The following is a 20,127-nucleotide window of genomic DNA, read 5'->3' as shown; positions in this document are numbered from 1 at the left end:
CTTACGCTTAATTTGCCGCAGCAGCGACTAGTTTTGCCTTACGCTGCGGTCTGATATACACAATCCATGACGCGGTCCAGACACCGAAAATCATAAAGACCAGGCCAACCCATCCCTGCCAGGTCATCATCGCCGTCATAACCAGACCGTTGCCAATCGAACAGCCACCCGCGATGCTGGCACCAAAGCCCATTAACAGACCACCAAAACCGCTACGCAGCGTGGTGGGTGCGTCGGCTGCGCGAACGCGAAATTCGCGACTGGCTTTCGCTGCAATAAATGAGCCGATAAAAATGCCCAGCACCAGGAACACTCCCCAGTTAATAAACTTACTGTCGCCTGCGACAAGAAATTGCAAAATATTGGCGGTTGGTGACGTGATACCCAGGCCAAACATTCGTCCGGTTGCTTCGCTCAGCGGCCATGCCAACAGCGCAATCAGCCCAATCAGAACCGCAGTAACAAATGGATGCCAGCGCTTCTCAAACAAAATATGCGCAAGGCCGGTACGACGAGGCGGTAGCGTAGCGACTTTCAATTTGGGTTTTCTCAGCTCTTTCGCTACCACCCACACTGTAACCGCCAGCAGAATAGCGATCAGTGGCCATACGGACAGGCTCAACGTATCGGCAATGGAGTTATGCTCAGTACTGTAGGTTTTCAGCGCCTGATTCAGCCCACTCGCATGCGTAGAGCGCATCACCGCACTCATCACCATATAGGTAAACAGCGCAATCCAGCTACCGATAAGCCCTTCTCCTGCACGATACCAGGTTCCGGTAGCACACCCGCCCGCATAAACAATTCCGATACCAAAGACATAACCACCAACAACGGTTCCCAGCCATGGGAAGGGGCCGGCATCATAGCTGAGTACACCCGCCTGAATCAGCGCAAAGACACCCACGCTTTGCACAGAGATGGCTATCAGTAGCGCATAGAACATACGATTGTTTTTCGCAATATACATATCGCGAAAGCCGCCCGTCAGACAGAATCGTCCACGTTGCATGACAAAGCCAAGCAGCGCGCCACAGATGAGCCCGCTTAAGATCATTGAAAACATAAATTAATTAGCCAGAAGTATATTAGTCAGGAAATTATTAATGACTAACGGGTTCAGAACCAATAACCAAATTCTCTAATTTAGAACTAACGGTTATTAATATTGGCTGGAAATAAAGCAGAGGAATAAAAAAACCGGAGAACATGTCTCCGGTTTTTCGATGTCAGATTAGGTTATTACGCGATATCTTCATCGTACTGCGGTACCGGGTTGCGGAAACTCTTGGTCACACAAGCCAGGTAGATCAGACCAATACCAGCCCAGATCAGCCCCAGAACCATAGAGCTCTCTTCCAGGTTCACCCACAGCGCCCCCACGGTCAGCGCACCGCACATCGGCAGGAACAAATACTGGAAGTGGTCTTTCAGCGTCTTGTTACGCTTCTCACGGATCCAGAACTGGGAGATTACCGACAGGTTAACGAAGGTAAACGCCACCAGCGCACCAAAGTTAATCAGCGCCGTCGCCATCACCAGGTCGAAGTTGATTGCCAGCAGGGCAATCGCGCCAACCAGGATGATGTTCATGGACGGAGTACGCCATTTCGGGTGTACATAACCGAAGAAACTTTTCGGGAATACACCGTCACGCCCCATCACGTACATCAGACGCGCTACGCCAGCATGCGCCGCCATCCCGGATGCCAATACGGTAATGGTGGAAAAAATCAGCGCACCGACCTGGAAGAACTTACCGGCTACGTACAGCATGATTTCAGGCTGTGAAGCATCCGGGTCCTTGAAGCGAGAGATATCCGGGAAATACAACTGCAACAGATAAGTGGAGACAATAAAGATCAGGCCACCAATCAGTGCGGTCAGGAAAATTGCACGCGGGATCACGCGCTCAGCATCCTTGGTCTCTTCAGAGAGGTTGCTGATACCGTCGAAACCAGTGAACGAGAAGCACAGGATAGTAGCCCCTGTGATCATTGGAATCACGTGTGCGTCACCTGACCAGAACGGACGGCTGCTCACCAGCGTACCCGCCCCTTCCCCTTCGAACACGCCATAAACGACCATGCCGAGGATCACCGCAATCAACACGACCTGCAACAGCACGATCACGGTGTTGAAGTTCGCGACAGATTTGAGGCTGCGCAGGTTAAAAGCGGTCATAAAGGCCACCAGTGCTACCACGAAAATCCATGACGGTATCGACGGCACCAGAGCTTCAAAATAGATTTTCGCCAACAGAATGTTGATCATCGGTGCGAACAGGTAGTCCAGCAGTGATGACCAACCCACCATAAAGCCAACGGTCGGGCTAATGGATTTCTGGGCGTAAGTGTAGGCAGAGCCTGCAGACGGATAGCGACGCACCAGTTTACCGTAGCTCAGTGCGGTAAAAAGGATGGCGATCAGTGCAAAGGCGTAAGCTGTCGGGACGTGACCATCGGTCATTCCTGATACGATACCGAATGTATCGAACAGCGTCATCGGCTGCATATAGGCAAGGCCCATCATGACAACCGGAACCAGCGTAAGCGTTTTACGTAATTCCACGCGAGAGGTGTTTGGAGTAGCGTTATGCGACATGGTTATCCTCCATTACGGCGGAAACCGTCGCGTAAGCAAAAAATTGCCCCATTTTTTGTTAATCCTCAGCGACAACAACTGTCGATTTTTAAGTAAGTATCTATCCGGTACGAAGCCCGGCCTCTTTTATGAATGATTGGTTTGATGCAAAAAAATAACCGACGCGTATTAAAACGTCGGTTAATCTCATTTTTTGCAAGCGGCGCATTGTGCACTAAATTAGGGCGAAATGACAAGAGAATGAGAGCCTTGTCAAAAAATATTTTTTTCTAACCGATTGATTTATCGACAACCGTTTTTACATAGACACCCGCGATAGCACTATTTGCTAAAATTTCATCCCGCCACCATGCACTGGCTAATCCCGCGGTCTGCTCGTTCCAGCCAATCCACACGGGTTCAAACAGAATCTGCGCGACAACTTTCTTCTCAATCAGGGCCCCGCTGTCCAGAAATCGTTGTGCCAGATAGCGCGGAATATAACCACACCCCAAACCACTTATCTGCAGTTCCAGTTTGGTTTTGAAGTCAAAAACGGTGATGGCTTCCTGATCGTCAAGTAGCTGAGAAGCCGATACGTTCGCGGGATGCACATTATCGCCGACCACAATGGCGCGAAAACGTTTGATCGTTCTACGACTCAACGGTTCCGGTTCCTGCGCCAGTGGATGATGGGGGGCAACAACAAAAACCTGTTCAAGCACACCCAGACGCGCAAAACCAAAGTCACTCGCTGTGGGTGGGTCACGCATGGCACCCACAATGATATCGGCCCGGCCCTGAATCAGGGCATCCCAGGAGCCGCCCAATACGCCATTGATAAATTTAAGACGCGTCACGCTGTGGTGTTGATAGAAAGATTCGATAAGCGGGGCAAGAAGCGAAAAGGGAAAGGTATCGTCTACGCCGATAACCAGTTCATTCTCCCATCCTTCATGCAGTTTGATGGCCTGCTTTTCGAGTTCGCGCACGGTATGTAATACCTCGCGTCCCTTTTCCAGCAGCATCTGTCCGGTACGGGTAAATTTGGCCCGGTGTCCACTGCGATCCAACAACTGAATATTGAGATCGCTTTCCAGTTTGTGGACGGTATAACTCAGCGCTGACGGCGTCTTAAACAATTTTGCGGACGCCGCCGCGAAACTCCCCTCTTTCTCTAACGCATCAAGAATGATCAGAACATCCAGCAGTGGTTTCATACTCGCCCCCTGGCGGTATACAGCGACACTCTGCTGATCTGTCACTCCATCGGCATCACCAGCGGATCGGGATACTGGTACTCAAACCCAAGCTCATTGCAAATTCGGTTGCCATCAATGACTTTACCTTTACCGTTATCCACTCCGTCCCGGAAATCCGGTGGTTCCATCCCCAACAGGCGAGCCATCTGGGGGTAGAACACATTGCGTGCCGGATGCATAGGCGCACATATATTATAGATGTGTCCCCCTTTAGGCGCTTGTAGCAGCAACGTGATAGCAGAAACCACGTCATCCAGATGCACCAGATTGACGCCATGCTGTCCATCTGGTGCTGTTTTACCCGCAAAAAAGCGACCGGGATGTCTGCCCGGTCCCACAAGGCCTGCCAGGCGCAGAATATCCACCGACGTTCCCGGCAGATTGTGCAGCCAGTCTTCAAGTTCTTTCAGGGCACGACTGCTCGCCGTGACCGGATTGCGTGGTGTGCCCTCTTTTACTGTCCCCTGCACATCACCATAAACTGAGGTAGAGCTGGTAAAAATAATCCGTGGAATACGATACGCCAGCGCACTGTCGACCAGTTCCTGCATTGCCTGCAAGTAAAACGACTCACCCGGGCCACTACGGCGTGCAGGCAGGGTGATGACCAGCGCATCCGCATCCATTAGCGCATCGAGATCGTCAGGTTCACAGACCAGTTCAGGCTCCAGGCGCAACGAGTAGCTTTCAATACCGCTCATTCGGGCCGCTTCCACCCCATCCAATGTGGTTTTGCTGCCGGTAACCTGCCAGCCCCTGGCCGCCAGAGACATGGCTAATGGCATGCCTAACCAACCTAATCCGACAATTGCGACCTTTTTCATGCCTTTTCTCCTGACTTTTGGCCTATAACCCAAGGCTACGCCAGCCCACGGTGGCTGACAATTCATAGTATCAATATGAAATGAATTAATGATCAAAAAAAGCCCTTGCTTTCCGCGGCTAAAGTGGTTTAGGTTAAAAGACATCAAATGAATAAGCATTCATCGAGAAAATTTATGACACGCGCTCAATTTAATCACCATCATCACCATCATCCTGACTAGTCTTTCAGGCGATGTGTGCTGGGAGACATTTAAATCTTCCAGTGGTGCATGAGCGTATGAGAAAGCCCCCGGAAGATTTCTTCCGGGGGCTTTTTTTTGTGCGTGACCCAAACCGATTCAGACAGGATAACGAGGAATAGAGAATGTTAGACAACACCCGCTTACGCATAGCTATGCAGAAATCAGGCCGTTTAAGCGATGACTCACGCGAATTGCTGGCCCGCTGTGGTATTAAAATTAATCTTCACACCCAGCGCCTGATTGCGATGGCAGAAAATATGCCAATCGATATTCTGCGCGTACGCGATGACGATATCCCGGGTCTGGTCATGGATGGCGTCGTTGATCTCGGCATCATCGGTGAAAACGTGCTGGAAGAAGAACTGCTCAACCGCCGCGCACAGGGTGAAGATCCTCGTTACTTTACGTTACGTCGTCTGGACTTCGGCGGCTGTCGTCTTTCGCTGGCGACCCCAGTAGACGAAGCCTGGGACGGTCCGTCGGCACTGAACGGCAAACGCATCGCCACCTCTTATCCGCACCTGCTCAAACGCTATCTCGACCAGAAAGGAGTGTCGTTCAAATCCTGTTTGTTAAACGGCTCTGTCGAAGTTGCTCCCCGTGCAGGACTTGCTGATGCAATCTGCGATCTGGTCTCTACCGGTGCAACGCTTGAAGCCAACGGCCTGCGTGAAGTGGAAGTCATTTACCGCTCCAAAGCCTGTCTGATTCAGCGTGACGGAGAAATGGCCGATGCTAAGCAACAACTGATCGATAAGCTGCTGACCCGTATTCAGGGGGTTATTCAGGCGCGCGAATCTAAATACATCATGATGCACGCGCCAAGTGAACGTCTGGACGACGTTATCGCCTTGCTGCCAGGCGCTGAACGCCCAACGATTTTGCCACTGGCCGGCGATCAGCAGCGCGTGGCAATGCACATGGTTAGCAGCGAAACCCTGTTCTGGGAAACGATGGAAAAACTGAAAGCGCTTGGCGCCAGCTCCATCCTGGTGCTGCCTATTGAGAAGATGATGGAGTAATTCCACTTATGCTGCCCGGTAGCGCTTCGCTAGCCGGGCCTACAAGACCCGTAGGCCGGATAAACAACGTGCCATCCGGCAAAAAAAGGAAGACGATTATGAGCTTTAATACCATCATCGACTGGAATAGCTGTACTGAAGAGCAGCAAAGTGAATTACTGATGCGCCCGGCAATCTCGGCGTCAGATAGCATCACCCGTACCGTGAGCGAAATTCTGCATAACGTAAAGTCGCGCGGTGACGCAGCGCTACGTGAATACAGCGCAAAGTTTGATAAAACTAACGTGAGTGCGCTGAAAGTCAGCGCTGAAGAGATTGCCGCCGCCGGCGCACGTCTTGGCAATGACCTGAAACAGGCCATGGCAGTCGCCGTGAAAAACATCGAAACGTTTCATAACGCGCAACAACTGCCGGTAGTCGATATTGAAACGCAGCCCGGTGTACGCTGCCAGCAGGTTACCCGCCCGGTAAATTCTGTTGGACTGTACATTCCCGGGGGCTCCGCGCCACTCTTCTCAACAGTGTTAATGCTCGCCACCCCGGCCCGCATTGCAGGCTGTAAAAAAGTGGTGTTGTGCTCTCCCCCACCTATCGCCGATGAAATTCTGTATGCCGCACAACTCTGCGGCGTACAGGAGGTGTTTAACGTTGGGGGCGCACAAGCTATTGCCGCGCTGGCATTTGGCAGTGAATCCGTGCCGAAAGTGGACAAAATTTTTGGCCCCGGTAATGCCTTTGTGACCGAAGCCAAACGTCAGGTGAGTCAGCGTCTGGACGGTGCCGCCATCGATATGCCAGCAGGTCCGTCTGAAGTGCTGGTGATTGCCGACAGCGGCGCCACGCCGGATTTCGTTGCCTCTGACTTACTCTCGCAGGCCGAACACGGCCCCGATTCCCAAGTGATCCTGCTGACGCCGGATGCCGGTATGGCCAGCCGGGTTGCTGAAGCAGTAGAACGCCAGCTTGCAGCGCTGCCACGCGCTGAAACCGCGCGGCAGGCGTTAAGCGCCAGTCGTCTGATTGTCACCCGCTCCCTTGCGCAATGCGTAGCGATTTCTAATGCGTACGGCCCGGAGCACCTGATCATTCAGACCCGCAATGCTCGCGAACTTGTCGATGACATCACCAGTGCGGGCTCTGTCTTTCTCGGTGACTGGTCACCGGAATCTGCCGGTGACTATGCCTCCGGGACTAACCACGTGCTGCCTACCTACGGCTATACCGCAACCTGCTCAAGTCTTGGACTGGCCGATTTCCAGAAGCGGATGACCGTACAGGAATTATCGCCGCAAGGTTTCTCTGCCCTGGCCGCAACCATCGAAACGCTGGCCGCAGCAGAACGACTGACAGCCCACAAAAATGCCGTTACCCTGCGCGTTAACGCCCTGAAGGAGCAAGCATGAGCACTGACAACATTCTCAGCGTTACTGATTTAGCCCGTAAAAATGTCCGTGAGCTAACACCGTATCAGTCTGCCCGCCGTCTGGGCGGAAATGGCGACGTCTGGCTCAATGCCAATGAGTTTCCCACCGCCGTTGAATTCCAGCTAACTCAGCAAACACTGAACCGTTATCCGGAGTGCCAGCCGAAGGCGGTGATCGAGAACTACGCACAGTATGCGGGCGTTAAGCCAGAGCAGGTACTGGTCAGCCGCGGTGCTGATGAAGGTATCGAGTTGCTGGTACGTGCTTTTTGCGAGCCGGGTAAAGATGCGATTCTCTACTGCCCGCCGACCTATGGTATGTATAGCGTCAGTGCGGAAACCATTGGCGTTGAATGTCGCACCGTGCCGACTCTTGCCGACTGGCAACTGGATTTACAGGGCATCGCTGACAAGCTTGATGGCGTGAAAGTGGTTTACGTTTGCAGCCCCAATAACCCGACGGGCCAGTTAATTAATCCGCAGGATCTGCGTTCACTGCTCGACATGACGCAGGGCAAAGCCATCGTGGTCGCCGATGAAGCGTATATCGAGTTTTGCCCGCAGGCCACACTGGCGGGTTGGCTGTCGGAATACCCAAACCTGGTGGTACTGCGCACCCTGTCTAAGGCGTTTGCCCTTGCCGGTTTGCGCTGCGGATTTACGCTAGCTAATGAAGATGTCATCAACCTGTTGTTGAAAGTGATCGCGCCTTACCCGCTCTCTACACCTGTGGCAGATATCGCCGCTCAGGCACTAACGCCGCAAGGCATTTCCGCCATGCGTGAGCGCGTGGCACAGATTCTGCAAGAGCGTCAGTACCTGGTTGATAGCCTGAAAACCATCCGCTGCGTAGAACAGGTTTTCGATTCTGAAACCAACTATGTTCTGGCGCGCTTCACAGCATCAAGCAGCGTATTTAAATCTTTGTGGGATCAGGGCATTATCTTACGAGACCAGAACAAACAACCTTCATTGAGCGGCTGCCTGCGTATTACTGTCGGAACCCGCGAAGAGAGCCAGCGCGTCATTGACGCCTTACGTGCGGAGCAAGTATGAGCCAGAAGTATCTTTTTATTGACCGTGATGGAACCCTGATTTCCGAGCCGCCCAGTGACTTTCAGGTTGATCGCTTCGACAAACTTGCCTTTGAGCCGGAGGTTGTCCCGGTCTTGCTAAAACTACAAAAAGCTGGTTTTAAGCTGGTGATGATCACCAACCAGGACGGACTGGGAACACAGAGCTTCCCGCAGGCGGATTTTGACGGTCCACACAACCTGATGATGCAAGTTTTCACCTCGCAGGGCGTCATATTTGATGAAGTACTGATCTGTCCGCACCTGCCGGCAGACGCGTGTGATTGTCGTAAACCCAAAGTGAAGCTGGTCGAGCAATACCTCATTGAACAGGCGCTGGATACCGAGAACAGCTATGTGATCGGCGATCGCGCAACCGATATTCAACTGGCGGAAAACATGGGCATCACCGGGTTACGCTATCACCGCGACACACTGAACTGGGCAATGATCGGTGAGCAGCTAACCAAACGGGATCGTTACGCCCACGTTGAGCGTAATACCAAAGAAACGCAGATTGACGTTAAAGTCTGGCTGGACCGCGAAGGCCGCAGCAAAATTAATACCGGCGTCGGCTTCTTTGACCACATGCTGGATCAAATCTCGACCCACGGTGGTTTTCGTATGGAAATAGCCGTCAAAGGCGATCTGTATATTGACGATCACCACACCGTTGAGGATACAGGGCTGGCTCTGGGCGAAGCCTTAAAACTGGCGTTGGGCGATAAACGCGGCATCAACCGTTTTGGTTTTGTGCTGCCGATGGACGAGTGCCTGGCACGCTGCGCCCTGGATATCTCCGGGCGTCCACACCTGGAGTACCGGGCTGAGTTTACCTACCAGCGCGTCGGCGATCTGAGTACGGAGATGATCGAACACTTCTTCCGTTCGCTCTCTTACACCATGGGCGTCACGTTACACCTTAAAACCAAAGGTAAAAATGACCACCACCGCGTGGAAAGTCTGTTCAAAGCCTTTGGCCGCACGCTGCGCCAGGCTATTCGCGTAGAAGGCGACACGCTTCCTTCTTCAAAAGGGGTGCTGTGATGAACGTGGTGATCCTCGACACCGGCTGTGCCAACCTGAACTCGGTGAAATCCGCCGTCGCACGCCACGGCTACGATCCGGTAGTTAGCCGCGATGCGGATGTTGTGCTGCGCGCCGATAAACTGTTTTTGCCGGGCGTCGGTACCGCCCAGGCGGCAATGGATCAGCTACACGAGCGTGAGCTGATTGAACTGATCAAAGCCTGCACACAGCCTGTACTGGGGATTTGCTTAGGTATGCAGCTGCTTGGTCGACGCAGTGAAGAAAGTAACGGTGTCTCCCTGCTGGGGATTATTGATCAAGACGTACCCAAAATGACCGATTTTGGTCTGCCGTTGCCGCATATGGGCTGGAACCGTGTCTATCCACAGGCCGGAAACCGCCTTTTCCAGGGCATTGAGGATGGGGCGTATTTCTATTTTGTACACAGCTACGCCATGCCGGTGAACCCATGGACTATTGCGCAATGCAACTACGGTGAGCCCTTCACCGCAGCGGTACAAAAAGATAATTTCTTTGGCGTGCAGTTCCACCCGGAGCGTTCCGGTGCTGCTGGCGCGAAGTTGCTGAAAAACTTTCTGGAGATGTAATGATTATTCCGGCATTAGATTTAATCGACGGCACGGTTGTGCGTCTTCATCAGGGCGATTACGCAACGCAGCGTGATTACGGTAACGATCCCCTGACCCGTTTACAAAGCTATGCCGCACAAGGCGCAAAGGTGTTGCACCTGGTGGATCTGACCGGGGCAAAAGATCCGCAGAAACGGCAAATACCGCTGATTAAAACACTGGTTGCTGGCGTAAACGTGCCGGTGCAGGTAGGGGGTGGCGTACGTACCGAAGCAGATGTTGAAGCGCTGCTTAACGCTGGCGTCGCCCGCGTAGTGGTGGGTTCGACTGCGGTAAAATCTCCCGAAGTCGTCAGGAACTGGTTTGCCCGTTTTGGTGCCGACGCGCTGGTTCTGGCTCTGGATGTGCGGATTGACGAGCACGGGAATAAACAGGTTGCAGTTAGCGGCTGGCAGGAAAATTCCGGGGTTTCACTGGAAGAACTGGTTGAGACCTATTTACCCGTCGGCCTGAAGCACGTGCTGTGCACCGATATCTCCCGCGACGGCACGCTGGCGGGCTCAAACGTCGCGCTTTATGAAGAAGTGTGCGCCAAATATCCGCAGGTGGCATTTCAGTCATCCGGCGGGATTGGTGGGATTGAAGATGTAGCCGCCCTGCGCGGAACCGGCGTTGGCGGCGTCATTGTGGGTCGTGCTTTGCTGGAAGGTAAATTCACCGTTGAGGAGGCCATCCAATGCTGGCAAAACGCATAATCCCTTGCCTTGATGTTCGTGACGGACAGGTTGTCAAAGGTGTTCAATTCCGCAATCACGAGATTATTGGCGATATCGTTCCGCTGGCGAAACGCTATGCCGATGAAGGCGCAGATGAGCTGGTTTTTTACGATATCACCGCATCGAGCGATGGTCGCGTGGTGGACAAAAGCTGGGTATCACGCGTGGCAGAAGTGATCGACATTCCGTTCTGTGTCGCCGGTGGGATTAAATCACCAGAGGATGCCGCAAAGATACTGTCTTTCGGCGCAGATAAAATTTCTATCAACTCCCCGGCTCTGGCTGACCCAACGTTGATCACCCGCCTGGCGGATCGCTTTGGCGTGCAGTGTATCGTGGTGGGCATTGATACGTGGTATGACGCAGAAACCGGCAAATATCACGTTAACCAATATACCGGGGATGAAAGCCGTACCCGCGTCACGCAGTGGGAAACGATCGACTGGGTAACAGAGGTGCAAAAACTGGGCGCCGGTGAAATCGTTCTTAATATGATGAACCAGGACGGCGTGCGTAACGGCTACGATCTCGAGCAGTTGAAAAAAGTGCGCGAAGTTTGCCACGTTCCGCTGATCGCCTCAGGCGGTGCCGGAACGATGGAGCACTTTCTCGAAGCCTTCAGGGATGCGGATGTCGATGGCGCGCTTGCCGCCTCGGTCTTCCACAAGCAAATTATCAATATTGGCGAATTAAAAGCGTACCTGGCAACACAGGGCGTGGAGATCAGGATATGTTAACCAAGCAACAATGCCGCGAGCTGGACTGGGAAAAAACCGATGGGATGATGCCGGTCGTCGTGCAGCATGCAGTTTCCGGTGAGGTGCTGATGCTCGGGTATATGAACCCGGAAGCGCTGGATAAAACGATCGAAAGCGGGAAAGTGACCTTTTTCTCGCGTACTAAACAGCGCCTGTGGACCAAAGGTGAAACCTCTGGCAACTTTCTTAATGTCGTCAGCATTTCCGCTGATTGCGACAACGACACCCTGCTGGCGCTGGTTAACCCTATTGGGCCAACCTGTCACAAAGGCACCAGCAGTTGTTTTGGTGAGTCCAGCCACCAATGGTTGTTCCTGTATCAACTGGAGCAACTCCTGGCTGAGCGTAAAACGGCAGATCCCGCCAGCTCCTATACCGCAAAATTGTACGCCAGCGGTACGAAGCGAATTGCCCAGAAAGTTGGAGAGGAAGGTGTTGAGACAGCACTGGCCGCGACTGTGCATGACCGTTTCGAGTTGACCAATGAGGCATCGGATCTGATGTATCACCTGCTGGTTCTGCTGCAGGACCAGGATCTCGATCTGACGACAGTGATTGAGAATTTACGCAAGCGCCATCAGTAATAGACTGATACCGGCATGATGCCGGTATCAATTATTTCGCCGAGCGTTTAATCGTTACCGAATAAATCGCGGGTATACACCTTATCAGCGACATCCTGCAGTTCTTCTGCCATGCGGTTAGAGATAATCACATCGGCCTCACGTTTAAATTTAGCCAGATCACGCTCAACCCGTGAATGGAAGAAACTCTCTTCTGCTATTACCGGTTCATAAATTATGACCGGGATACCTTTCGCTTTAATGCGTTTCATGATGCCCTGAATAGACGATGCCCTGAAATTATCCGAGCCGCTTTTCATAATCAGGCGATAGATACCGACAACTTTGGGTTTACGCGAAAGAATGGCATCAGCAATAAAATCTTTTCGTGTGCGGTTAGCATCAACGATGGCTGAAATAATATTATTAGGTACAGATTGATAGTTGGCAAGTAATTGCTTCGTGTCTTTTGGCAGACAATATCCACCATAACCGAATGAAGGATTGTTGTAATGGTTACCAATACGCGGGTCCAGACAAACCCCTTCGATGATCTGTCGTGCATTAAGCCCCAGGCTTTCTGCATAGCTATCAAGTTCGTTAAAATAAGCAACACGCATTGCCAGATAGGTATTTGCAAAAAGCTTAATGGCTTCAGCTTCAGTAGAATCAGTGAACAGCACCGGGATATCCTGCTTTATCGCCCCTTCCTGTAATAAGGCAGCAAAACGCTCAGCACGAGCAGATCGTTCGCCGATGACAATTCGTGAAGGGTATAAGTTATCATACAGTGCCTTCCCTTCGCGCAGGAACTCAGGAGAAAAGATAATATTATCCGAGTTAAATTTCTGTCGCATAGTCTGCGTAAAACCAACAGGTACTGTTGATTTAATCACCATGAGTGCATCAGGATTTATTGCAATCACATCTCTGATAACTGATTCAACGCTGGAGGTATCAAAATAGTTTGTTTTCGGGTCGTAATCTGTAGGCGTTGCAATAATAACAAAATCTGCATTCTGGTAGGCGTCGTACTTGTCCAGCGTGGCTTTAAAATTTATATCGCTTGATTGTAGATACTGTTCAATTTCTTTATCGACTATCGGAGACATCCGATTATTTAGCATCTCGACACGTGAAGGGACAATGTCCAGAGCAATGACCTGATGATGTTGGGCGATAAGAAGACCATTTGACAGGCCAACATATCCGGTACCAGAAATGGTAATTTTCATTTCATGCTCTCAGTATTAACTTAATATTTAATCATGATGTTGGACATCCTGATAAGAGAATAATGTTTTAACGTTTTGTTGAATATTGTGTCAACGAAGGTTAAAACAATTCAGATTTTCTTTATCAGGGTACGCCAGAAATATTAAGTAAAGATTAAGCAATCAACGCAAATCAATCAGATTTAAGATAAAAAAAAGCCCGGTTAGAGAACCGGGCCAGTGACTATCAGAAGACTTATTCCATCCATTCGGTATGGAAAACACCTTCTTTATCAGTACGTTTGTAGGTATGCGCACCGAAGTAATCACGCTGGGCCTGAATCAGGTTAGCGGGCAATACTTCTGCACGATAGCTGTCGTAATAAGCGACAGCAGCAGAGAATGTCGGTACCGGGATACCATTCTGCACAGCATACGCTACAACATCACGCAGTGCCTGTTGGTATTCATCGGCAATGTTCTTGAAGTACGGGTCGAGCAACAGGTTCGCGATACCAGGATTTTTAGCGTAGGCATCGGTGATTTTCTGCAGGAATTGCGCGCGAATAATACAGCCCGCACGGAAGATTTTTGCAATCTCGCCGTAATTCAGATCCCAGTTATGCTCGTCGGATGCGGCACGCAGCTGTGAGAAGCCCTGAGCATAAGAAACGATCTTACCGAGGTACAGTGCACGACGTACTTTCTCAATAAATCCTGCCTTATCACCCGCAAGCTGAGCTTTAGGTCCAGACAGGACTTTAGAGGCAGCGACACGCTGATCTTTCAGCGAAGAGATGTAACGTGCAAACACAGATTCAGTGATCAGAGACAGCGGTTCACCAAGATCCAGAGAGCTTTGACTGGTCCATTTACCGGTACCTTTGTTCGCCGCTTCATCCAGAATGAAATCCACCAGATATTTACCATCTTCATCTTTTTTGGTGAAGATATCTTTGGTGATGTCGATCAGATAGCTGCTCAGCTCACCGTTATTCCACTCGGTAAAGGTGCTGGCCAGTTCTTCATTGCTCAGGTTCAGACCCCCTTTCAACAATGAATAGGCTTCGGCAATCAGCTGCATGTCACCATATTCAATGCCGTTGTGCACCATCTTCACATAGTGGCCTGCACCGTCGGCACCAATATACGTCACACACGGCTCACCATCTTCAGCAACCGCTGCGATTTTAGTCAGGATTGGCGCTACCAGTTCATAAGCTTCTTTCTGGCCACCCGGCATGATGGATGGGCCTTTCAGCGCACCTTCTTCACCACCAGAGACGCCGGTTCCGATGAAGTTAAAACCTTCAGCGGAGAGCTCACGGTTACGACGGATAGTGTCCTGGAAGAACGTATTACCGCCATCAATGATGATATCACCTTTATCCAGATAAGGTTTCAGGGAGTCGATAGCAGCATCAGTGCCAGCACCCGCTTTCACCATTAACAGGATACGACGAGGTGTTTCAAGGGATTCAACAAACTCTTTTACCGTATAGTAAGGAACCAGTTTTTTCCCCGGATTCTCGGCGATAACCTCTTCCGTTTTTTCACGTGAGCGGTTGAAAACGGACACGGTGTAACCACGGCTTTCGATGTTGAGCGCCAGGTTGCGCCCCATCACAGCCATACCAACGACGCCGATTTGTTGCTTAGACATTATGTACTCCTGTCAGGTGATCTAACGAGCAGATGCATTACTCGCATAATTTCTAACATACTATCGCAAAACCCTGCATCGAAGCCATAACCTGATCTCAACAAGCACACTTGGGTAAACTCTGGCTCAGGGACTATCTTTTTCTTTAAAATATAACTAAGTTTGTATAAAATAATCAGTTAATAATGTTTTCGATACTTCTCGATTGAGAATCGATGTAGATTCTGCTTAGCCAAGGAATGTAAATGTCCACCAAGCCATTTGATGCTATCGACATAAATGTGCCTCTTGTTGTTGATTTAGACGGCACTTTGTCTAAAACTGACACACTGCATGAAGGCATTGTGTCAATATTATTCAAAAAACCAATTAAAATAATTGGCTTAACTAAAGCCTTATTTGATGGAAAAACATCGTTTAAACGCTTCGTTACAGAAACTGTAACGCAAAATGCCGACTCATTCTGTTACAGGCATAATTTAATAGATTATTTAAAAACAGAAAAACGCAAAGGAAGAGAAATCCATCTTGTTACGGCCTCTAACCAAAAAATTGCAGACTCTATAAATGAGTATCTGAGGATTTTTGATGGTGTAAAAGGCTCAGATAACCAATTGAATTTAAAAGGAGTCAATAAACTAGCATGGCTAAAAGATAGATTCCCGCAGGGTTTTATTTATGCAGGTGACCATAAAGCTGATATTGCAATCTGGAACAAGTCTAAAGGTGTTATTCTTGTAGGGAATGGGAATAAATTTAAGAAAGATATAAAAAGTGAAATCCCATGTCTTGCTTTTGAAGATGCCAAGGTAAGTATTTTCAAACAATGGATAAAACAACTGAGATTACATCAGTGGGCTAAAAATATACTGGTTTTTATCCCTATATTTCTGGCACATATCGCAAATGATGCGAACGTTATTGCAAAAACTACATTGGCATTTGTCGCGTTTGGTTTAATTGCCTCCGCAACCTATATTATTAACGATCTTGCAGACCTTGAAGCCGATCGTCGACATAAGACAAAAAGAAACAGACCTCTTGCATCTGGTAATATTTCCACATTTCAAGGGCTCATTGGTGCGTTGATACTATTCTTAATCGGCGGAATAATATCAATAAATTTATCAATAGGTTTAACATACTGTATTTTAATTTATGTAATGTTAACGCTTTGCTACTCATTCAAACTAAAAAGAGTTCCAATGTTAGATGTTTCAATCATCGGCGCTCTTTTTACATTAAGAATAATCATGGGGTCGGTGTTGAATGATCTTCCCCTATCTCCATGGTTGAATTCATTCTCTGCCTTGCTATTTTTCTCGCTGGCTCTGGCAAAACGGCATGTTGAGATTCTCAAATCTGATCAAACAATGACTAACAAAATTGGTGGTCGCGGTTACACTCATCAAGACTGGCCATTAACCTTAGCCTTTGGTGTAAGTAGCGCGATCTGTTCAATTTTAATCATGCTACTTTTCCTGACTCAGGAAGCAATGGTGCAGATAAATTATAGTGCTCCTGAATGGCTATTGCTTGAACCAATATGCGTATTTCTTTGGGTAATGAGGATATGGTTTCTTAGCCATAGGAAAGTATTAACGGATGATCCTGTAATTTTCGCGATCAAGGATAGGACAAGTATTTTATTAGGTGCTGCTGCTATCTTAAGCTTTATAATTGCAAGCTATTACTAAGGTGTGATGAATTATGAGTTTACTTGTTTTACTACTTGCATTAACAAGTGTATCCCTAAATGCCCTTGCCCAAGTGGCCCTGCGTAAGACGATGCTCACTATAGCACCGCTTCCAGATGCTATTGCAGGCTATTTAGGTTTTGCAATTCAACTTCTCATGAATCCATGGTTTATTGCTGGTATGAGTTGTTATGTACTCAGCATTGGTTTGTGGATGGCAGTTCTTGGCAAAGTTGAGGTTAGCCTGGCATATCCTCTACTATCGGTTGGATATGTTATTACTGCAGTAATTGGCTATTTTTTCCTGAAAGAAGACATAAACACAATGAGACTCATTGGCTTGTCTCTAATTTGCGTCGGAATTGTATTTATCTCTAGGAGTGCATAATGCGTCATATTATTACTGGCGGAAGTGGTTTTACAGGAAGTGTTCTCACTAAACGATTACTTGAAAAAGGGCAAGAAGTTGTCAATATCGATATCCGAGAGCAACCCAATGTGGCACTACGAAAAAATGTTCATTTTGTCAATGGTGATGTAACAGATAGCGATACATTAAAAAAACTGCATTTAAAAGAAGATGATGTTGTTTATCATCTTGCTGCAAGACAATTTGCCGATGCTGTCCCCAAAAAATCCCGTGAAGAATGGTTTAATGAAGTGAACGTATGCGGGACAAAAGCTGTAGTGAATGAAATGAAAAATACTGGCTGCCATAAACTAGTATTCTTTTCAACCGATATGACTTACGGCATCCCTACCGTCTGTCCTGTGTCGCCAGATCATCCACAAAATCCCCTCGGGCCTTATGGTAATAGTAAAATATTAGCCGAGAAAATCATCCGTGGTGAACATTTTATTGATGCAACTATATTTCGTCCTCGCTTAATCACTGGTCCGGGTCGTTTAGGTATACTGGGTAAATTATTTAAACTCATTCAACATGGAATACCCGTCCCAATGATTGGTAACGGAAATAATCGTTATCAAATGGTGAGTGTCGAGGATTGCGCTCTAGCAGCAGAACTCGCCGTTGAAAAAAATTGTCCAAACATAAATTTTAACTTAGGCTCTGCAACGCCACCAACTACAAAAGAGTTACTCAATGGTGTGATTAAACATGCAAAATCTAAGTCTATACTATTGCCTATCCCTGCCATGCTATTGAAACCAGTTTTAGCCACAATGGACAAGATAGGATTAACCCTACTGTACCCCGAGCAGTTTGGTATAGCCGATAAAGATGTTTTACTTGACACAACGCTTACATATGAAACTCTTGGGTGGTCGCCAACAAAGTCTGATATCGTGGCCATGAGTGAAGCATACGATTCATTCATAAGAAAGTAAGCATAAAAAAAGGATAGGATCTGCTAGATCCTATCCTCTAATGATTTTTCAAAATTATATTTAACTAACTTTACTGCCAATAAAACTGAATCAATCCCAGCCCAATTTTCCTTTTATCAGAACTGACACCTAATTCTGCTGGAGACGTTGGTTTCGAAACATTGACAGTGATAGCTGTATTTTGTTTTTCGTCAATGGAGTCAAATTTTGCATAAAATACATTTCCCTTACCTTCAACTGGCTCCATTACATGTGATTCATTATTTATAGTTAAAACAATAGGCTCACCTGCATTAGGCCCGAAGGGAAAAAGCTCTGCATAGAAAGTAGTTTCTTTATTTAACTTAAGATCTAAATTTAATTTAACATTACTTCCTTCACTCCAACGCCCCCAACCTTCTTCATGACTTAGACCGGAGAGTCCAATCACAAAATTGGGAAGACCATTTTTTCTGAAGTCAATGACATTAGATTCTTTTTGAAAATATTTAACACCTTTGTACACTGGAGCAAAGTCATCGCAATACATCGCCCCTGTAATATAGCGCCATCCGTATTTGGGTGCAGATGCTTTATCAATATTAATAGGCTGATGAGTCCTTAAATCTTTATATCCCGCTTTACAACTATCGCTAAGCGCATGCTCATTTTTATCCCTAAATATTATTTTGGTGACTATACCATCTTGGTTTTCATAAGCATAAGAGCCTTGCCCTTTTCCGGACCACATATTATAAGGAAATGTTCTCAATATAAATATCTGAGGCTCTGGGTTATACATTTCAGGATAATTTTCTAGCAGATATGCTGTCCACGGTTTATGAGCCAAATAATTCGCATCCGTTTCATATCCATTGCTAAATATTATATACATGAACGCTAATAGTATAATTATTACTTTCTTGTATATTGTATTCAAAATTACAGAAGAGTAAGCGCAAGACCATGCAATAATAGGTGCAACAGAATACAAGGCATATCGTTGAAAGACATTCTGCCCTGAGTTCATATTGTTATTTGCTAACAGCGGTATACAAATTACAACTGAAAATAAAAGGCTAAACAAGAAATCTCTAATAATGATTTTATCAAATCGAAAACATAGAAAAATAATAAAAATCACTAACCATGGGGCTCCAACCCATAGACCTTGGTCTAAGTCAAAGTAGTATGAAATGAAATGTCCAAAGTTAATATTTGAAATACTGCTGGCCTGACTTCCTATCAAACTAAACTGGTTAAACTTTATGTAGTAAAATATAATTGAACTTATAGAAATAAGTCCACAAATCCATATTTGCCATTTCCTTAATAAAATAAATATAACCGAAACTATATTTTTATGACTTACCAAAGTAAGATAGATGGGTATAACGATGAACAATAATGATAAAGATACAACTTGAATTGACGCTAATGATATAAAAAATGCAGAGGTTAACGGTTTGCATTTCATTAAAAAATAAAATGCAAGAAACAACAGCGAATATATCATTACTTCTGGATGCGACCATTTAAGATAGAATATGACTCCACCAGATAAGAAAAGTAATTGCGCGACGGGATTACTTTTTTCATTATTCATCAAAACGAATAAAGTGCATATTAGAAGTATTACATTCGTTAATTGAAAGGATTTAAGAGGATTAACATCTAATATTGATATTGTTTTTTCAGTAACAGCAGTCAATAGTGGATAGAACCAAAAGTGGTATCCATAGTATTCATTAGTTTTAGATTTATATATACCTACAGCGCCCGCATTATTTTCACTATTTTCTAACCCTGTTCTAATTTTTTCAAAGTATTCTGGAATATACCCTGCTGACTCGAAACTCTTAATATCATTTAGCCTGTCTGTAACCTCACTCGCAGTAATGTTTGGTGATAGATTATTTAAAAATGCTTTTGTTGTGAGTGAATACTCATGTCCATCGCCAAGTTGTACTGGCTTACTTGTTAATCCAATAACAAGTAGAATAATAGACAATCCAATAAACAATAGAGAACTAAATCTATTGACCATTATTCAACCTTAGAAATTTAAAATATTTTAT

Annotated in this window: 19 protein-coding genes, 1 pseudogene and 1 other annotated feature; of the genes and pseudogenes, 12 read left to right on the top strand and 8 right to left on the bottom strand. The window is 47.4% G+C overall.

Annotated elements, in window-relative coordinates:
• Positions 1 to 7: 7 nt before the first annotated feature.
• The 5 genes and pseudogenes from tsuA to FDX24_RS15400 form a co-directional block, all read right to left on the bottom strand.
• The gene (gene tsuA, locus FDX24_RS15420; protein ID WP_048212014.1) at positions 8 to 1,066 is read right to left on the bottom strand and encodes a thiosulfate utilization transporter TsuA/YeeE; all 1,059 of its coding nucleotides are present in this window, start codon (positions 1,064 to 1,066) and stop codon (positions 8 to 10) included.
• Between the two features lie 176 nt (positions 1,067 to 1,242).
• Entirely contained in the window at positions 1,243 to 2,604 is a 1,362-nt protein-coding gene (gene plaP, locus FDX24_RS15415; RefSeq protein WP_040231916.1) for a putrescine/proton symporter PlaP, read from the bottom strand.
• Positions 2,594 to 2,656 (bottom strand): membrane protein YoeI, encoded by a 63-nt coding sequence (gene yoeI, locus FDX24_RS23860; RefSeq protein ID WP_101741514.1) that lies wholly within the window; start codon positions 2,654 to 2,656, stop codon positions 2,594 to 2,596. Before yoeI ends, plaP begins: the two co-directional genes overlap by 11 nt.
• A 162-nt stretch (positions 2,657 to 2,818) precedes the next feature.
• Positions 2,819 to 3,803: pseudogene (locus FDX24_RS15405) on the bottom strand (LysR substrate-binding domain-containing protein).
• Positions 3,804 to 3,844: 41 nt separating this feature from the next.
• Positions 3,845 to 4,669 carry an SDR family oxidoreductase gene (locus FDX24_RS15400; RefSeq protein WP_137364571.1) on the bottom strand — a complete coding sequence of 275 codons (825 nt, stop codon included), beginning with the start codon at positions 4,667 to 4,669 and terminating at the stop codon, positions 3,845 to 3,847.
• Positions 4,670 to 4,843: 174 nt separating this feature from the next.
• Here FDX24_RS15400 and hisL point away from each other — a divergent pair, with 174 nt between their 5' ends.
• The 9 genes from hisL (at position 4,844) to hisIE (ending at position 12,167) form a co-directional block, all read left to right on the top strand.
• On the top strand, positions 4,844 to 4,891 hold the full coding sequence (gene hisL / locus FDX24_RS15395; RefSeq protein ID WP_101741515.1) for a his operon leader peptide: 48 nt from the start codon (positions 4,844 to 4,846) through the stop codon (positions 4,889 to 4,891).
• Positions 4,867 to 4,989 (top strand) — a sequence feature (His leader region). Its footprint overlaps the gene before it by 25 nt.
• Positions 4,990 to 5,034: 45 nt before the next feature.
• Positions 5,035 to 5,934, top strand: coding sequence for an ATP phosphoribosyltransferase (hisG, locus tag FDX24_RS15390; RefSeq protein ID WP_005128078.1), 900 nt, complete (start codon positions 5,035 to 5,037; stop codon positions 5,932 to 5,934).
• Positions 5,935 to 6,032: 98 nt separating this feature from the next.
• Positions 6,033 to 7,337 (top strand): histidinol dehydrogenase, encoded by a 1,305-nt coding sequence (gene hisD / locus FDX24_RS15385; RefSeq protein WP_115602236.1) that lies wholly within the window; start codon positions 6,033 to 6,035, stop codon positions 7,335 to 7,337.
• Positions 7,334 to 8,413, top strand: a complete 1,080-nt coding sequence (gene hisC / locus FDX24_RS15380; RefSeq protein WP_061067700.1) for a histidinol-phosphate transaminase — start codon at positions 7,334 to 7,336, stop codon at positions 8,411 to 8,413. Before hisD ends, hisC begins: the two co-directional genes overlap by 4 nt.
• Entirely contained in the window at positions 8,410 to 9,477 is a 1,068-nt protein-coding gene (hisB, locus tag FDX24_RS15375; protein ID WP_137364570.1) for a bifunctional histidinol-phosphatase/imidazoleglycerol-phosphate dehydratase HisB, read from the top strand. Before hisC ends, hisB begins: the two co-directional genes overlap by 4 nt.
• The gene (hisH, locus tag FDX24_RS15370; RefSeq protein WP_005128083.1) at positions 9,477 to 10,067 is read left to right on the top strand and encodes an imidazole glycerol phosphate synthase subunit HisH; all 591 of its coding nucleotides are present in this window, start codon (positions 9,477 to 9,479) and stop codon (positions 10,065 to 10,067) included. Before hisB ends, hisH begins: the two co-directional genes overlap by 1 nt.
• Positions 10,067 to 10,804: a 1-(5-phosphoribosyl)-5-[(5-phosphoribosylamino)methylideneamino]imidazole-4-carboxamide isomerase gene (hisA, locus tag FDX24_RS15365; protein WP_137364569.1), complete on the top strand. Its 738-nt coding sequence runs from the start codon at positions 10,067 to 10,069 to the stop codon at positions 10,802 to 10,804. The genes hisH and hisA overlap by 1 nt, the downstream gene beginning before the upstream one ends.
• Positions 10,786 to 11,562, top strand: coding sequence for an imidazole glycerol phosphate synthase subunit HisF (gene hisF, locus FDX24_RS15360; protein WP_048212022.1), 777 nt, complete (start codon positions 10,786 to 10,788; stop codon positions 11,560 to 11,562). Before hisA ends, hisF begins: the two co-directional genes overlap by 19 nt.
• Positions 11,556 to 12,167, top strand: coding sequence for a bifunctional phosphoribosyl-AMP cyclohydrolase/phosphoribosyl-ATP diphosphatase HisIE (gene hisIE, locus FDX24_RS15355; protein WP_048212023.1), 612 nt, complete (start codon positions 11,556 to 11,558; stop codon positions 12,165 to 12,167). Before hisF ends, hisIE begins: the two co-directional genes overlap by 7 nt.
• A 47-nt stretch (positions 12,168 to 12,214) precedes the next feature.
• On the opposite strand, the gene ugd is transcribed toward hisIE, so the two are convergent.
• Entirely contained in the window at positions 12,215 to 13,381 is a 1,167-nt protein-coding gene (gene ugd, locus FDX24_RS15350; protein ID WP_048212024.1) for a UDP-glucose 6-dehydrogenase, read from the bottom strand.
• A 235-nt stretch (positions 13,382 to 13,616) separates the two neighbouring features.
• The gene (gene gndA / locus FDX24_RS15345; protein WP_101741457.1) at positions 13,617 to 15,023 is read right to left on the bottom strand and encodes an NADP-dependent phosphogluconate dehydrogenase; all 1,407 of its coding nucleotides are present in this window, start codon (positions 15,021 to 15,023) and stop codon (positions 13,617 to 13,619) included.
• Positions 15,024 to 15,268: 245 nt separating this feature from the next.
• On the opposite strand from gndA, the gene FDX24_RS15340 reads away from it, so the two are divergent.
• Genes FDX24_RS15340 through FDX24_RS15330 form a run of 3 tightly spaced genes read left to right on the top strand, consistent with a single transcriptional unit; the run spans position 15,269 to position 18,070 of the window.
• Positions 15,269 to 16,720: a UbiA family prenyltransferase gene (locus FDX24_RS15340; RefSeq protein WP_116360229.1), complete on the top strand. Its 1,452-nt coding sequence runs from the start codon at positions 15,269 to 15,271 to the stop codon at positions 16,718 to 16,720.
• Positions 16,721 to 16,733: 13 nt separating this feature from the next.
• Positions 16,734 to 17,108: an SMR family transporter gene (locus FDX24_RS15335; protein WP_116360230.1), complete on the top strand. Its 375-nt coding sequence runs from the start codon at positions 16,734 to 16,736 to the stop codon at positions 17,106 to 17,108.
• A complete protein-coding gene (locus tag FDX24_RS15330; RefSeq protein WP_116360231.1) occupies positions 17,108 to 18,070 on the top strand; it encodes an NAD(P)-dependent oxidoreductase in 963 nt (320 codons plus the stop codon). The genes FDX24_RS15335 and FDX24_RS15330 overlap by 1 nt, the downstream gene beginning before the upstream one ends.
• A gap of 70 nt (positions 18,071 to 18,140) precedes the next feature.
• On the opposite strand, the gene FDX24_RS15325 is transcribed toward FDX24_RS15330, so the two are convergent.
• A complete protein-coding gene (locus tag FDX24_RS15325) occupies positions 18,141 to 20,096 on the bottom strand; it encodes a hypothetical protein (protein ID WP_137364568.1) in 1,956 nt (651 codons plus the stop codon).
• Between the last annotated feature and the right edge of the window lie 31 nt (positions 20,097 to 20,127).

The sequence above is a fragment of the Citrobacter sp. wls716 genome, from assembly GCF_005280975.1.
Lineage (GTDB): Bacteria > Pseudomonadota > Gammaproteobacteria > Enterobacterales > Enterobacteriaceae > Citrobacter > Citrobacter youngae.
The sequence above is the reverse complement of the archived record's forward strand: the minus strand, read 5'-3'. Positions and strand labels throughout refer to the sequence as shown.

Coding starts and splice junctions, on each gene's coding strand:
- tsuA (WP_048212014.1), bottom strand. CDS start 1,066: ATGTTTTCAATGATCTTAAGCGGGCTCATCTGTGGCGCGCTGCTTGGC.
- plaP (WP_040231916.1), bottom strand. CDS start 2,604: ATGTCGCATAACGCTACTCCAAACACCTCTCGCGTGGAATTACGTAAA.
- FDX24_RS15400 (WP_137364571.1), bottom strand. CDS start 4,669: ATGAAAAAGGTCGCAATTGTCGGATTAGGTTGGTTAGGCATGCCATTA.
- hisG (WP_005128078.1), top strand. CDS start 5,035: ATGTTAGACAACACCCGCTTACGCATAGCTATGCAGAAATCAGGCCGT.
- hisD (WP_115602236.1), top strand. CDS start 6,033: ATGAGCTTTAATACCATCATCGACTGGAATAGCTGTACTGAAGAGCAG.
- hisC (WP_061067700.1), top strand. CDS start 7,334: ATGAGCACTGACAACATTCTCAGCGTTACTGATTTAGCCCGTAAAAAT.
- hisB (WP_137364570.1), top strand. CDS start 8,410: ATGAGCCAGAAGTATCTTTTTATTGACCGTGATGGAACCCTGATTTCC.
- hisH (WP_005128083.1), top strand. CDS start 9,477: ATGAACGTGGTGATCCTCGACACCGGCTGTGCCAACCTGAACTCGGTG.
- hisA (WP_137364569.1), top strand. CDS start 10,067: ATGATTATTCCGGCATTAGATTTAATCGACGGCACGGTTGTGCGTCTT.
- hisF (WP_048212022.1), top strand. CDS start 10,786: ATGCTGGCAAAACGCATAATCCCTTGCCTTGATGTTCGTGACGGACAG.
- hisIE (WP_048212023.1), top strand. CDS start 11,556: ATGTTAACCAAGCAACAATGCCGCGAGCTGGACTGGGAAAAAACCGAT.
- ugd (WP_048212024.1), bottom strand. CDS start 13,381: ATGAAAATTACCATTTCTGGTACCGGATATGTTGGCCTGTCAAATGGT.
- gndA (WP_101741457.1), bottom strand. CDS start 15,023: ATGTCTAAGCAACAAATCGGCGTCGTTGGTATGGCTGTGATGGGGCGC.
- FDX24_RS15340 (WP_116360229.1), top strand. CDS start 15,269: ATGTCCACCAAGCCATTTGATGCTATCGACATAAATGTGCCTCTTGTT.
- FDX24_RS15335 (WP_116360230.1), top strand. CDS start 16,734: ATGAGTTTACTTGTTTTACTACTTGCATTAACAAGTGTATCCCTAAAT.
- FDX24_RS15330 (WP_116360231.1), top strand. CDS start 17,108: ATGCGTCATATTATTACTGGCGGAAGTGGTTTTACAGGAAGTGTTCTC.
- FDX24_RS15325 (WP_137364568.1), bottom strand. CDS start 20,096: ATGGTCAATAGATTTAGTTCTCTATTGTTTATTGGATTGTCTATTATT.